Origin of the sequence: Pseudoalteromonas aliena, from assembly GCF_038155085.1 — a bacterium.
GTDB classification, from domain to species: domain Bacteria; phylum Pseudomonadota; class Gammaproteobacteria; order Enterobacterales; family Alteromonadaceae; genus Pseudoalteromonas; species Pseudoalteromonas aliena_A.
The window spans coordinates 69,845-84,841 of record NZ_JBAKAU010000003.1 but is presented as its reverse complement, the minus strand read 5'-3'; the positions used below and the strand labels follow the sequence as shown (position 1 = coordinate 84,841).

Here is a 14,997-nt window from a genome sequence, read left to right as displayed (position 1 = left end):
CGACTTGAGCCTTAAAACTCGCCTTGGAACCATTTCGTTATACGGTTCCACCAATTATTATTATCCTCTGCTTTCGACTTTTGTGCATTCATCGATTGCATAGTGCGCCCGTATTGTAACAAACCAACAGCGGTTGCGTACGAAGGATCATCTACATAGTCTGTCAAACCAACCATCCCGATTGGTTTGCCTATTCTTACTGGCATTTGGAAAATGTCTTCTGCCACTTCCATCGCGCCAGTCATTTTAGCAGTTCCGCCTGTAATAACGAGGCCTGCCGCAATTTGGTCTTCTAAGCCTGAACGACGAATTTCTTCCATCGCAAGCTCAAATAATTCTCTAAAGCGAGGCTCTACTACTTCAGATAAAGTATGGCGAGACATCAATCTTGCTGGTCGCCCACCTACACTTGGCACTTCAATAGTGTCTTCACTACTCGCCATTTGACTACTTGCACATGCGTATTGTACTTTGAGTGACTCTGCATGCGATATAGGTGTGCGAAATATTTTTGCAATATCACCTGTAACTTGGTTACCCGCCACTGGAATAACCGCAGAGTGACGAAGTGCACCATTAATGTAAATGGTGATATCCATTGTACCACCACCAATATCAAGTACTGCTACACCTAGCTCTTTTTCGTCATCAGTTAACACCGAGTAACACGATGCTAATGCTGTAAATATAAGCTGATCGACTTCCAAGCCACAGCGCTCTACGCATTTTTCTATATTTTTTGCCATATCGTTTGAGCACGTAATAATATGTGCACGTGCTTCCATACGCACACCACTCATACCCAACGGGTTTTTAATGCCCTCTTGCATATCAATGCTGTATTCTTGCGGCAATGCATGTAGCATTTTACGCTCTGCCGAGATAGGCACAGAGCGAGCAATGTGTATTACGTTTTCAATATCTTCGTCAGTGACTTCGGTGTTGTTAATCGCCACCACACCACTTTCATTTTGACACTGTATATGTTTGCCAGAAATACCTAAATACACAGAGCTAATACGACAATCAGCCATTAACTCAGCTTCATCTATTGCTCGGCGAATAGACTCAGACACTAAGTTTAAATCGTTAACGCCGCCTTTATCCATACCATGAGATACTTGGCTGCCCACTCCAACAATACTGAGCTTGTTATCTGCGGTGATTTCACCTACCGTGGCAACCACTTTCGAGGTGCCAACGTCTAATCCTATTACTAGGTTTCTTTCTGCTGACTTAGTCATGCCTTACTCTTATTTTGTAATTGTTCTTCTTGCAGTGGTTTAAAACTCACAGCAAGGCCGGTATCATACCGTAAATCGATTGTGTCTACTTGTGCATCCGCACGTTGTTCCATTCGCGGATAAACATCTATAAAGCGTTGTACGCGTTTAGCTTTATCCTTACGTCCTAGGTCTAAACGAATTCCATTATCAAGCCACAATTGCCAAGAAAATCGCTCTGATAGCGCCAAACTAGAAAGAGTTAAGTTATTTACCTTAAGCATCTCATCAAACTGCTTAAAAGCAATCCACGCTTCTTCTTCGCTGCCTTCAGGACCATACAACTGCGGCAAATCTGTTAGCTTATCGCTACTAGCCTGAAACGCTTGGCCGCTCTGATTTAGTAATAAGTCACTATTCCAATGTGCAACAGGTGTATGTTCAACTACATACACTTGTATAGTATCAGGCCATTGCTTACGCACTGAAACCGTCGCAACCCAAGGCAAATCTTGAACTAACTGCTGGACATGCTTCACATCTAATTCAAAAAAGCTACTTAAATCAGCCTGCTTTATTGTTCTTATGATTGCTGCTTCATCAGTGTATTTTGGGTGTCCCTGTACTGTAAGATGCTTTATTTGAGCATCTTTATTCTCTACTAACCAATCCGATACACCGGTCGTAATTTGCACTAAGCCTATCACTACAACCAGGAAAAAACTCACACCAAAAATTAAAGACCAATTAAGTTTCAGTTTGATTCTCTGAGCTTTTTCTAAAAGGGGATGCATATTAAAGCGTTTGCTCCAAAATGCGAACAACTAATTGTTCAAAGGTTGCCCCATTCGCTTTTGCCGCCATTGGCACTAACGACTTTTCAGTCATGCCTGGTACTGTATTTACTTCAAGTAGGTAAAAGTTACCTTGCTCGTCTTGCATCGCATCAACACGGCCCCAACCACTTGCGCCCACCAAATCAAATGCATCTAGCGATATAGCTTGTAAGTACTTAGTATCTTGCTCTGATAAATCTGCAGGGCAATGATACTGCGTTGTATTTGATTGATACTTAGCTTGATAATCATAAAAGCCATTGGGTGTAGTCATTTCAATAACAGGCTGTACTTCGCCGCCAAGCACTGTAACGGTAAATTCTCGCCCTGTTATCCACTGCTCCACTAGCACTTGATTATCGAACTTAAATGCGTGAGCCAAAGCTTCATCTAGCTCTTGTGCGCTACTTGCCTGCGCCATACCAATGCTTGAGCCTTCATGTGATGGCTTAACCATTACTTTTTTAAACTCATCCATAATGGCTTTAGCATCAAAACCTTTTTTAGCATCAACGACTGCATAAGGTGCTGTACTTAAACCAGCAGATTTAAATAGGTGCTTACAACGAACTTTATCCATAGCCAGTGCAGAGCCAAGCACATTACTACCAGTGTAAGGTAGATTCATAAACTCAAGCGCACCTTGTACAGTACCATCTTCACCACCACGGCCGTGAAGAGCAATAAAAACACGATCTACATTTAATTCTTTTAAATCCCAAAGCGAGCGATTTTGAGGGTCGAATGCAATTGCATCTACGCCACTATTTTGTAGCGCGTTTAAAACAGCCTGACCCGATCGTAAAGACACTTCACGCTCTGCTGAGTTACCACCTAGCAGTACCGCTACTTTACCAAATTGTGTGTTTACCTGAGTCATACTTCACCTTGCTTAAGTTTTTCTATCGACATACCTGTAGCAGCTAATGTTTTAACTAATTGACCTATATTACCAGCGCCTTGGGTTAATACTAAATCATTGTTTTGTAAATTTGCGGCCAAAACACCTGCAAGCTCAGAATTTGTTGCCACATGCAGAGGCTCTTTACCACGTTGACGAAGGCTACGACATAAGCTTTTGCTGTCTGCGCCTACAATAGGTTCTTCACCTGCGCTATACACATCAAGTAATAGTAACTGATCTACATCAGCGAGTACTTTTACAAAATCTTCGTACAAATCACGTGTACGAGAAAATCTATGTGGTTGATATACCATTACCAATCGCTTATCGGGCCAACCTTCACGTACTGCTGCAATTGTTGCTGCAACTTCTGAAGGGTGATGCCCGTAATCATCAACTAGCATCACATTGCCACGTTCATTTTCAAATTCACCATAATGCTGAAAACGACGCCCTATTCCTTCAAAATTTTGTAATGCTTCTAAAATTGCATGATTTGCAATATTTTGATCTTTAGCTACCGCAATTGCAGCAGTTGCATTGAGTGCATTGTGCTTACCAGGCATATTGAGCGTGGCAGTTAAGCTATCGCCATTTTTACTTGTTACGGTAAACGTACACGTATTGGCAGACTGACTAAAGTCGCTCATGCGATAATCAGCATCCTTTGCTTCGCCATAAGTAATGACAGGGCGAGCAAAACGCGGGATTAGCTCGCTAGCTACTTCTGAGTCAATGCACACGACAGCTAAGCCATAAAACGGTAGGTTATGGATAAAGTCTACATAGGTGTCTTTCATTTTCTCAAGACTGCCACCATATGTATCCATGTGATCTTCTTCGATATTTGTGATCACCGACACCATTGGCTGTAAATGTAAAAACGACGCATCGCTTTCATCTGCTTCCGCAATTAAAAAATCACTTTTACCTACTTTTGCGTTACTGCCTGCGCTATTTAATAAGCCACCAATAATAAAGGTTGGATCAAGCCCTGCTTGCCCATAAATACTCGCAATTAAGCTTGTTGTCGTTGTTTTACCATGCGTACCAGCAATCGCTATACCGTGGCGAAAACGCATTAGCTCGGCAAGCATTTCTGCACGGCGAACTACTGGTATACGCGCCGCTTTTGCAGCTATAATTTCCGGGTTTGTTTCATCTATTGCGCTTGAAACAACCACTACGTTAGCATCTTTTACGTTATTTTCATGATGGCCAATAAAGACTTCTGCGCCGGCTTTTATCAGGCGCTCTGTCATTGCACTGTGCGCAATATCAGACCCTGTAATACGGTAACCTTCAAAAGCAAGTACTTCTGCAATACCGCCCATACCAGCACCGCCAATACCTATAAAATGTATGGTGTCTATTCGGCGCATTGCAGGGCGCGTGTGTTTTTCTTGTACTGACGTTTCTTTCACTTATTTTCTCTTATTTGTTACTTGCTCACAGTGCGCAGCTACGCTTGCTGTGGCATCTAAAATGGCTTGTTTTTTTGCATTAGTAGCAATTTCAGTAATTAATTTTGGTTGCGCTAAATAAGGACTCAACAGCGCAACAATAGACTGTTTATTGAATTGCCCTTGTGGCATCAATAAAGCGCCATTAGCCATAACTAAATACTGTGCGTTAGCAGTTTGATGATCGTCAACGGCATGCGGAAATGGTACAAATACGGCCATTTTACCCGCTGCTGCAATTTCGCTAACAGTTAACGCACCAGCGCGGCAAACAACAATATCAGCCCAGCTATACGCCGCGTCCATATCATCAATAAATTCAGCTATTTTTGTATTAACATCCGCTAAGCCATGCATTTTATAAGCTGTTTCCACAGTAGATAAATGACCCTTACCTGTTTGATGCCATACGCTTATAGGAGCTGTATTATTTAGTACTTTAAATGCCTCTGGTAATGTTTGATTAAACACTTGTGCACCGAGCGAGCCACCAACCACTAAAATATTAATAGGGCTTGATACATCACGTTTGACTATATTCATAACGCTTTGACGTACTGGGTTTCCTACTAATTCAGCTTGCCCCTGTGCAAAAGCACTTGGAAATGCTGCTAGTACACGTGTAGCCACCTTAGCTAACAGTTTATTACTCATACCCGCTACAGCATTTTGCTCGTGAATCACCAACGGAACACCTAAACTTTTTGCGGCTATACCTGTAGGGCCCGTAACATAACCGCCCATTGCAAGTACTACATCAGGACGCTGTTCTTTCAATACTTTACGCGCCTGTAATACTGCATTAATTACCATGAATGGGGCTTTAATGAGACGTTTTAAGCCATTACCGCGTACGCCCTTTACATTAATAAAATCAATATCTATATTGTGCTTAGGTACAACACGCGCTTCCATTCTATCTGAAGTGCCAATCCAGCTAACTTGCCAGCCCTGCTTCTTTAAATAATCGGCCACCGCAATACCGGGAAAAATGTGTCCGCCAGTTCCACCAGCCACTACTACTAATTTTTTACTCATCGCTTACCTCCACCTGAGGTGGCTTGTTTGGTTGCCATTTTAGTTTCAAAATCAACGCGTAGTAAAATACCCGTTGCAATAGTCATCATCAATAAGCTTGAACCGCCATAAGAAATAAATGGTAGAGTTAAGCCTTTGGTCGGTAAAATTCCCGCACTCGCGCCTACATTAACCATGGTTTGAAACGCAAACCAAATACCAATAGCTAAGGCAAAATAGCCCTCATATTCCTTACCATTTTTAAGTGCAGTTTGACCTATTAATAATGCTCTAAAAACCAAAGTTCCCAGCACCATTAAAATACTTAATACACCAATAAAGCCTAACTCTTCAGCAATAACAGCAAAAATAAAGTCAGTGTGAGCTTCTGGTAAATACTGCAATTTTTGCACACTATTGCCAAGCCCTTGTCCAAACCAATCTCCTTGACTATACGCCATTAACGATTGCACCAACTGATAGCCTTTACCAAATGGGTCATCCCAAGGCTCTAAAAAGCCAACAACCCGTGCCATTCGATATGGCTCTAAAACAATTAAGCCAACAACCAGCGCAACGCCTGTTAAAATTAATGCAAAAAACTGCCAAAGTTTTGCTCCAGCTAAAAACAGCAAACCAACTGTAGTTACAAACATAACAACTACAGTTCCTAAATCAGGCTGTAATAAAATAAGTAATGCATATACCGCAAATACAGCTATTGGCTTTGCAAAACCTTTAATATTTTCTTGCACTTCTTCGCGCTTACGTACTAAATAACCTGCGATGTAGCTAAAAAAGAATAATTTGGCAAGCTCTGACGCTTGGATGTTAAATGGCCCAATAGGTATCCATCGAGTAGAACCGTTTACTTCACGACCAATAATTAACACAACTAGCAGCAATACAAGCCCTATTAATAACAGGTAAGGATTCGCTTTTTTCCACCAACTCATGGGGACTAATGTAGTTATCCAAAATAGGAAAAATGACAGACCCAAAAAAATTCCATGGCGAATTGTAAAATGGTAAATATTACCAAATAACCTATCTGCCGTTGGCATTGAAGCGCTAGTTACCATTACAAAACCAACCCCTATGAGCATTAGCATGCAATAAAGTAATGGAACATCGTATAATTGTGCTGATGGTTTGGGTGTTAATGTTTCTCTAATATCAGCAAAAGTAATCATGTTTGATCTGCCATAACACACTGAACAAACTCATCACCGCGTTGCATATAATTGCTATACATATCAATGCTGGCACATGCAGGTGCTAATAAAACAATATTACCAGTACTACTAAGTACGTTGGCCAAAGCAACGGCTTGTTCCATATTGTTAGTTAAATAGCTCTTATTGGTAATCGCAGCTAAACCACTTGCATCTTTACCAAAACAAATTAATGCTTTTACATGCTGCTCTATGTAAGGCTTAAGCGCATTTAAATCAGCGCCTTTGGCATCGCCACCAGCAATAACAATAAGATTTTCACCGTCACTAGCTAAACTATCTATTGCAGCAATGGTCGCTCCAACATTCGTTGCCTTTGAATCGTTAAAATACTTTACACCGTTAAGCTCAGCTATAAATTGGCAACGATGAGCCAACCCATTAAATTGACCTAATGCGTTTTTATATTGCTCTTTGCTTACTTCAAGCGGACTTAAGAGCGCCATTACGGCGAGCGTATTTAAATAATTGTGCTTACCCACTACCGCAAGCGTATCAACAGGTAAAAAGGCATCTCCTTTAACCATAAAGTGAGTTTCGCCATTGTGCTGCGCTAAATGGTAATCACCTTGTTGAGCACCAAAGCTGATTAGGGGGGCTGTACCGCGCTCAACTGGATGTGTTTGAATATCGTCAGCATTGACAACAATAAGCTCTGCAGCGTCATAAATACTTAGTTTTGATTCTATATAAGCTTGGTAACTGTCGTAGCGGTCAAGGTGATCTTCTGACACATTTAATACCGTTGCACTCACAGGTTTTAAACTTGTTGTGGTATCTAGCTGAAAACTAGATAACTCAAGTACATACACATCAAAATCATCACTGAGCAAATCAAGCACTGCTGTGCCAATATTCCCACCCAAAGCAACTTTATAGCCGGCTTCTTTTAATACTTCATAAGCGAGCGTAACCACTGTTGATTTACCGTTAGAGCCCGTTACTGCAACAACAGGTTTTGTATTAATGCGTGCAAATAACTCAACGTCACCAATCACTTCGATACCTGCGTTAATTGCATCTGCAACAGCTGGTATTTTTAAGTTAAGCCCAGGGCTTATAATAATCATATTGCTTGAACAAAGCTCTGCGTCATCCAAATTACCGAAGTGGGTATCTAGAGTTGGCGCATGCTCTTTTAACCAATCAATCCCCGGCGGGGTTACTCGGCTATCAACGACCTTAGGGGCGAGGCCATGAGATAATAGAAAACGCACAATGCCCAGACCGGTTACACCGAGTCCGAGCACTGTTATTTGTTTGTTTTTTATCTCGTTTAAATACTGCATTTATCGAATCTTTAAAGTAGCTAAGCCAGCAAGCACTAGCACAACAGAAATAATCCAAAAGCGCACAATAACGCGAGGCTCTGGCCAACCTTTTAATTCATAATGATGATGAATCGGCGCCATTCTAAAAATGCGTTGTCCGCGTAATTTATACGACCCAACTTGTAATATTACCGATAGTGCTTCCATTACAAATACACCGCCCATAATAATAAGTAGTAATTCTTGGCGTACTAAAACAGCAATAATACCTAATGCGCCACCAAGTGCTAATGAGCCAACATCGCCCATAAATACTTGTGCTGGGTAAGTGTTAAACCATAAAAAGCCAAGCCCTGCGCCTACAATGGCAGTACACACAACTACAAGCTCACTCGCTAGCGGTAAATGTGGAATATGTAAGTAAGCCGAAAAGTTAATATTACCTGTTAAGTAAGCAATAATTGCCAATGCCGCAGCCACCAAAATAATTGGCACAATCGCCAAGCCATCTAAGCCATCAGTCAGGTTTACCGCGTTTGATGTACCTACTATCGCAAAGTACGTAAGCACGATATAAAACAAACCTAATTGCGGTAACACGTCTTTAAAAAATGGAACAACAAGTGATGTTTCAGATACTTGTGCACTGGTAAAGTACAAAGCAGTAGCTACAACTAATGCAATGACCGATTGCCAAAAGTACTTCCACTTAGCAATTAAACCTTTTGGGTCTTTACGAATAACTTTACGGTAATCATCAACAAAGCCAACAATACCTAATGAGCCAATTACAAACAGTGTTGCCCACACATATTTATTTGATAAATCAGCCCAAAGTAGCGTGCTTGTAAAAATAGCCGCTAAAATAAGTAAGCCACCCATAGTCGGCGTGCCCGACTTAGACAAATGCGATTGCGGACCATCGTCGCGAACTGTTTGTCCTATTTGCATACGTTGCAAACCGCGAATTAACTTAGGCCCTAAATAAAGAGACATAATTAGCGCAGTTAAAATACCTAAAATGGCACGTAGCGTTAAATACGAGAAAACATGAAAACCACTAAAATACTGCGTTAAATACTCTGCCAGCCAAACTAACATTATGATACTCCATTGATGGCTTGTTGCTGGCCATTAACTAAATCGGTTACTAATAATTCCATGCGAGAACTGCGCGACCCTTTCACTACTATTGTTGTTTTAGTATTCACTTTATTAATACTTTCTTGAATTTTTTGCTGCATCTGTTCGCGGCTCGAAAAGTGACGATTAGGTAGTTCAAACACATCACTTGCGTATTTACTTAATACACCTAATGTAAATAACTCATCAATCCCTTGCTCAAGTGCGTACTCTCCCACTTCTTGATGGTATTTACGTGCATCTTCGCCCAGTTCCCCCATGTCACCGAGTGCTAAAATGCGGTGACCTTGCATGTCACTTAACAAGTCAATCGCAGCTTTTACCGACTTAACATTGGCATTATAGGTATCATCAACCACGGTGAGTAAATCAGACACTTCAATTAAATTCACGCGCCCTTTTACATCACCCATAGTGGCAAGTGCATTGGCTATTTCTTCAAGGGTTACATCAAATTCACTGGTCAGCGCCGCAGCGATAAGCGCATTACTAATATTATGCTTACCAGGTAGCGCCAAAGTAACAGGTACTTGCTTGTTTTTAGTGCAAAGCATAAAGCTTGCACGCGCATTGACATCAAGCGTGATGTTTTCTGCCCAAATGTCTAGTTTTTCAGTTGTAGAAAAGCGTTTAACATTGCGCCCTTCAAGTTTATCTAACCAATACTGGCTAAATTCACTATCGCAATTAACAATGGCAACGCCGTCATCTTTAAGGCCATCAAAAATCTCACCTTTAGCTTTTGCGACGCCCATTAAACTACCGAAACCTTCTAAGTGGGCTGCTGCAACATTACATACAACAGCCACATCTGGTTTTGTCATCGCTGTGGTGTAGGCTATTTCACCTAAGTGATTTGCACCTAGCTCAATAACTGCAAAACGATGTTGAGGCTCTAAGCGCAATAACGTAAGTGGGACGCCAATATCGTTGTTAAAATTACCTTTAGTAGCTAATACATCACCATGAACTGACAAGATTGCCGCACACATTTCTTTTACGGTGGTTTTGCCTACACTCCCTGTAATTGCAATTGTTTTAGGCGCCACTTGCGCCATAACAGCGGTGCCAATTGCACCTAATGCAATACGTGTATCGCTTACTATAAATTGTGGAATATCTACATCAACTTTGTGCTGAACAATAACGCCTATAGCGCCTTTTTGTTTAGCCTCAGCTATAAATTTATGCCCATCAAAATTTGGCCCTTTCAGTGCTAAAAACACTTCCCCATCACACACTGTGCGAGTATCAGTATTTATATTAAACACATGTTGATTATCACCTTGATAATCAGTTGTTAGCACATTAGCTAACCAATCAAAATCCATTGGGATCATTGCGTTATCCCTCTTACTGCTTTTTTTAGTTGTTCTTGAACATAGCGGCGATCGCAAAAGTCGATGCGCTTATCGCCTATAATTTGATAATCTTCGTGGCCTTTACCTGCAATCAAAATAACATCATCAGCTGTAGCATTTTCTATAGCAAAACGAATTGCAGTTGCTCTATCAGCTTCTAGATGTGAATTTTGAGGATGAGTCAAACCGCCAGCTACATCTGCAATAATGTCATCAGGGTTTTCTGAGCGAGGGTTATCACTGGTAATAATAACTTTATTAGCGTTTTTCTCAGCAGCTTGCGCCATTAAAGCGCGCTTACCTTTATCTCTGTCGCCACCACAGCCAAACACACAACTTACGCCCCCTGGCACATGCTTTTGCAATGCTTGTAATGCAAGTGCTAACGCCTCAGGTGTATGTGCATAATCAACAATACATGTTGGCTTGCCTGCTTCGCTAAATGCTTGCATACGCCCAGCAACAGGCTGTAAATGCGCACAACCTGCAACAAGTTGCTTCAGCGGATAACCAAGGCCTAGTAATGTAGCGAGCGAGGCCGTTAAGTTGTATAAATTAAATTCGCCAAACAGAGGCGATTTAATTGAAATATCACCCCAACTCGTCGATAACTGAGCCGAAATACCTTCACTTGAATATTCAACATCAGAAAAATAAACGTATCGAGCATTTTTAGGAGCTAAGTTTTTGCGGCCATAACAAATTAGGTTATTAAAATCATACTTTTCAAGCCATTGCTCAGCTTGAAAGTCATCTTGATTAAGCACGACAACTTGTGGTTCGAAGTCACGGAAAAGCATTAATTTCGCATCACCGTAACTTGCCATATCACCATGGTAATCTAAGTGATCGCGCGAAAGATTAGTAAACACAGCCGCTTTAAACGCGCATTTAGCAACGCGCTGCTGCACTAACCCATGAGATGATACTTCCATGGCTACCAGCTTTTTATGCTGCGAATTTAAATCGCTCAAAATATGCTGTAAATCAACTGTTGAAGGTGTGGTATTAATCAGTGGAATTAAGTTATCAGGATGGCCATAACCTAAAGTGCCTATAATAGCCGACTCAGTACTACAAAATTGTGCTAAGTGGGCAATCATTGCTGTGGTGGTCGATTTACCATTTGTACCTGTCACACCAATTAAATCAAGAGTCTGACTTGGTTGGCTATAAAAGCGACTAGCTAATTCTGGAAGCTTTTTATCAAGTTCTGAGGCTAAATACAGTGGCTCAAAACTGGTTTCAAATTCACATAATCTGTCAGCAATGATAGCTATTGCGCCATTTTCAATTGCTTTACTAATAAATTGTCCGCCATCAAGTGTATGCCCTTTAATAGCAACAAATACATCACCTGGCGTTACTTCACGGCTATCAAGGCGTAAATGCTTTACCAGTTGCGAGGGCGCATCTATCTCGATGTATTTTAAAATATCCTTTAAATCACGCATCGTTATCTTTACCTTGTACATACGCAACCTCTTCCTTGTCAGGCGCTACGTTTAATATTCTTAATGCGTTAGAGATGATTTCTGCAAATGCAGGGCCAGCGGTGGCACCTCCATAGTACACATCACCACCAGGTTCATTAATCATAACTACCACGGCTAAACGAGGATTACTTGCCGGCGCTACACCTGCAAAATAACCTACATATTCATCACCATACCCACCAGCAATAGCTTTTTTAGAAGTTCCTGTTTTTCCAGCTGCGCGGTACCCGTCGACTTTTACATTACGTGCCGTACCATCTTTTTCAAAAACACTTTCCATCATATGCACTACAGCTTCAACATCTTCTTGTTTAAAAATGCGTTCACCTTCAGGTACAGAGCTTTGCTTTAAAATAGTCAGAGGGCGATTAACACCACCTGCGCCAAGCATGGTATAAAAGCGAGCCATTTGTGCTGTACTTACAGAAATTGCGTAACCAAATGACAATGTTGCTATTTCAAAGTCTGACCAACGACGGTTTGGGTAAAACAAGCCACTACTTTCGCCTACCATACCAGTACCTGTATCACTGCCAAACCCCACCTTTTGGTATAGACCCACCAAATAATCTTTAGGTACTTGTTGAGTTATTTTCGCAACCCCCATATTCGATGAGTACTTTAAGATTTCGCGAAGAGTCATTTCACCGTGGTTACGAGTATCCTTTACTAAGCTCCCACCTAATCGCATCCAACCAGGATAGGTATCTATTGTATCACTCGCCTTAATTGCACCGTAGTCTAGCCCTGCTAAGATGGCTAGAGGCTTAACAGTTGAGCCTGGTTCAAACAAATCTGTAATTGCGCGATTACGACGCTTGTGAGGTGCAGCATCGCTTAAGTTATTTGGATTAAATGAAGGGCTATTTACCATTGCCAAGACTTCACCGGTTTTAACATCAACCACCATAGCTGAGCCCGATGTGGCTTTGTAAGTCAGTACAGCTGATTTTACAGCTTTGTAGGCAATAGCTTGAATACGTTGGTCAATGCTTAATTCTATGCTTTCAGGCTCTACACGTTCACGTTCGTCAAGTACTTCTACTTCACGCCCTTGTGCATCTTTACGAATAGTGCGGCGGCCTTCTTCACCCGTTAAAGCGTTTTCGTATAGCTTTTCAATGCCTTCAATGCCTTTACCGTCTATATTAGTAAAACCAATGACATGCGCGGTAACCTCACCAGCAGGGTAATAGCGTTTAGATTCATCTAGTAAATGAATACCTGGTAGGCGTAAATCGCCAATATAATTTGCTACAGCAGGAGTAACTTGGCGCTTTAAATAAACAAAGCGACGCGAAGGATCGTTTAAAAGTCGAGAGTTAATCTTTTTAGGATCAATACGCAGCACATCAGCAAGCTCACGCCAGCGTAGATCGTTTTTATAATAAAGTGCAGTGCGCTTATCAAGCTCAGCGGTATTTTCAGCTAAAGATAAATGATCTTCGCCACTTTTACGTGCTTGTTTAATTACTTTAGAGACGAGCGATTTGTGCAGTGCTTTAGGATCAGCATATACACTTACAACAGGTACACTGACTGCAAGCTCTTTACCGTGCCGATCGAATATCATACCACGTTGTACGTGTAGTTTTTCTACCCGTACAGTACGCTTATTACTCTCTGAGCGTGCTTTATCAGGCTCAATAACTTGTAAATAAGCAGCACGAGATACGAGTGTCACAAACACCATAAAAACCACACCACATACAAGCATAAAACGCCACGTGATTAAGTTTACTGTTGTTTTTTTTCCTCTAGTTCTCATTGTACTATTATTACCTGCTCATCTTGACTGGTTGGCCGTTTCATTTTCAATTGTGATGTAGCTACTTCTTCGATACGTGCGTGTTGTGAATAAAACTCTTCTTCAACAAGTAAGTAGCGCCACTCTAAATCGAGCTCATCGCGTTGCTGTAATAATTGATCTTGCTGTATAAGCTGGCCACGAGCTAAATGTGTTGTTTGCACAACAGCTAAACTAGAAGCGAATATCACAACCAACAAGGCCGAGGTTAGCTTATTAGCTCCTAGGCCTTTTAATATTTCAAAGAATAAATTAGGTTGCCGATAGCTCGCTTTTTTACTCATCCCAACCTCTGTGCAATCCTAAGTACAGAGCTACGAGAACGTGGATTACGATCTACTTCTGCAGCACTTGGCTTAATAGCTTTACCCACTGCTTTTAACGTCAGATTTTTATTTATTTGTGCATCAGTTAAAGGCAAACCTCTGGGTAATGCTTCTCCCTTACTCTGTTTTCTTATAAACTGTTTTACAATACGATCTTCTAAAGAATGAAACGAAATCACCACTAAACGTCCGCCTGGCTTTAGCACTTTAACTGCAGACTGTAGCGCTGTTTGAATCTCTTCAAGCTCACTATTGATGTAAATACGAATAGCCTGAAAAGTGCGGGTAGCTGGGTGTTTAAACTTATCTTTTACCGGCACAGCTTCATCAACAAGGTCAGCAAGCTGCTTGGTAGTTGTGATTGGCGTGTGCTCACGAACTTCAAGTACTTTGTGTGCAATGCGTTTACCAAACTTTTCTTCGCCCAGTTTTTTAATTACGTGGGTAATATCATCCAACTCAGCCTCTGCTAACCACTGTGCTGCACTGCGACCTGTTGTAGGGTCCATGCGCATATCGAGCGGGCCATCTTTCATAAAGCTAAAACCACGTTCAGCGTCATCTAGTTGTGGCGATGAAACACCAATGTCTAATAAAATGCCATCGACTTTACCAATTAGATCGTTTTGCTGTGCTACTTCGTATAAATTTGAAAAGCGAGTGTGTGCAATTGCAAAACGTGGGTCATCAACAAATTTTTTAGCTGATTGTATTGCTTGTGGGTCTTGGTCAATTGCTTGTAAGCGACCTTCATCACCAAGGCGTGCTAAAATTTGCCCAGAGTGGCCACCACGTCCAAATGTACCATCCATGTATATACCGTTTGGCTTAATTGCAAGGGCATCGATGGTCTCATCCATTAATACGGATACGTGTTCAAATTGCGCTGTCATTAGCTATTGTGTGCCTTTTTTT

At 41.4% G+C, this 14,997-nt stretch carries 13 protein-coding genes; all 13 read right to left on the bottom strand.

Features of this window, described 5'->3' with window-relative positions; translation table 11 throughout:
- Positions 1 to 11 precede the first annotated feature (11 nt).
- From ftsA to rsmH, 13 genes are read right to left on the bottom strand one after another with little or no spacing between them, the layout of a single operon-like run.
- Positions 12 to 1,244 carry a cell division protein FtsA gene (gene ftsA / locus V6260_RS04665; RefSeq protein WP_007582937.1) on the bottom strand — a complete coding sequence of 411 codons (1,233 nt, stop codon included), beginning with the start codon at positions 1,242 to 1,244 and terminating at the stop codon, positions 12 to 14.
- Positions 1,241 to 2,017 carry a cell division protein FtsQ/DivIB gene (locus tag V6260_RS04660; RefSeq protein WP_341592907.1) on the bottom strand — a complete coding sequence of 259 codons (777 nt, stop codon included), beginning with the start codon at positions 2,015 to 2,017 and terminating at the stop codon, positions 1,241 to 1,243. Before V6260_RS04660 ends, ftsA begins: the two co-directional genes overlap by 4 nt.
- 1 nt (position 2,018) lies before the next feature.
- Positions 2,019 to 2,939, bottom strand: coding sequence for a D-alanine--D-alanine ligase (locus V6260_RS04655; RefSeq protein ID WP_341592906.1), 921 nt, complete (start codon positions 2,937 to 2,939; stop codon positions 2,019 to 2,021).
- Positions 2,936 to 4,387 carry a UDP-N-acetylmuramate--L-alanine ligase gene (murC, locus tag V6260_RS04650; RefSeq protein WP_341592905.1) on the bottom strand — a complete coding sequence of 484 codons (1,452 nt, stop codon included), beginning with the start codon at positions 4,385 to 4,387 and terminating at the stop codon, positions 2,936 to 2,938. Before murC ends, V6260_RS04655 begins: the two co-directional genes overlap by 4 nt.
- Entirely contained in the window at positions 4,388 to 5,464 is a 1,077-nt protein-coding gene (gene murG, locus V6260_RS04645) for an undecaprenyldiphospho-muramoylpentapeptide beta-N-acetylglucosaminyltransferase (protein WP_341592904.1), read from the bottom strand.
- Positions 5,461 to 6,636, bottom strand: a complete 1,176-nt coding sequence (ftsW, locus tag V6260_RS04640; protein WP_341592903.1) for a cell division protein FtsW — start codon at positions 6,634 to 6,636, stop codon at positions 5,461 to 5,463. Before ftsW ends, murG begins: the two co-directional genes overlap by 4 nt.
- Positions 6,633 to 7,967, bottom strand: a complete 1,335-nt coding sequence (murD, locus tag V6260_RS04635; protein WP_341592902.1) for a UDP-N-acetylmuramoyl-L-alanine--D-glutamate ligase — start codon at positions 7,965 to 7,967, stop codon at positions 6,633 to 6,635. Before murD ends, ftsW begins: the two co-directional genes overlap by 4 nt.
- Positions 7,968 to 9,050: a phospho-N-acetylmuramoyl-pentapeptide-transferase gene (gene mraY / locus V6260_RS04630; RefSeq protein WP_341592901.1), complete on the bottom strand. Its 1,083-nt coding sequence runs from the start codon at positions 9,048 to 9,050 to the stop codon at positions 7,968 to 7,970.
- Entirely contained in the window at positions 9,050 to 10,432 is a 1,383-nt protein-coding gene (locus V6260_RS04625) for a UDP-N-acetylmuramoyl-tripeptide--D-alanyl-D-alanine ligase (RefSeq protein ID WP_341592900.1), read from the bottom strand. The genes mraY and V6260_RS04625 overlap by 1 nt, the downstream gene beginning before the upstream one ends.
- Positions 10,429 to 11,907 carry a UDP-N-acetylmuramoyl-L-alanyl-D-glutamate--2,6-diaminopimelate ligase gene (gene murE, locus V6260_RS04620; protein WP_341592899.1) on the bottom strand — a complete coding sequence of 493 codons (1,479 nt, stop codon included), beginning with the start codon at positions 11,905 to 11,907 and terminating at the stop codon, positions 10,429 to 10,431. The genes V6260_RS04625 and murE overlap by 4 nt, the downstream gene beginning before the upstream one ends.
- The gene (locus V6260_RS04615; protein WP_341592898.1) at positions 11,900 to 13,717 is read right to left on the bottom strand and encodes a penicillin-binding transpeptidase domain-containing protein; all 1,818 of its coding nucleotides are present in this window, start codon (positions 13,715 to 13,717) and stop codon (positions 11,900 to 11,902) included. The genes murE and V6260_RS04615 overlap by 8 nt, the downstream gene beginning before the upstream one ends.
- Positions 13,714 to 14,040, bottom strand: a complete 327-nt coding sequence (gene ftsL, locus V6260_RS04610) for a cell division protein FtsL (protein ID WP_341592897.1) — start codon at positions 14,038 to 14,040, stop codon at positions 13,714 to 13,716. Before ftsL ends, V6260_RS04615 begins: the two co-directional genes overlap by 4 nt.
- The gene (gene rsmH / locus V6260_RS04605; protein WP_341592896.1) at positions 14,037 to 14,975 is read right to left on the bottom strand and encodes a 16S rRNA (cytosine(1402)-N(4))-methyltransferase RsmH; all 939 of its coding nucleotides are present in this window, start codon (positions 14,973 to 14,975) and stop codon (positions 14,037 to 14,039) included. Before rsmH ends, ftsL begins: the two co-directional genes overlap by 4 nt.
- Between the last annotated feature and the right edge of the window lie 22 nt (positions 14,976 to 14,997).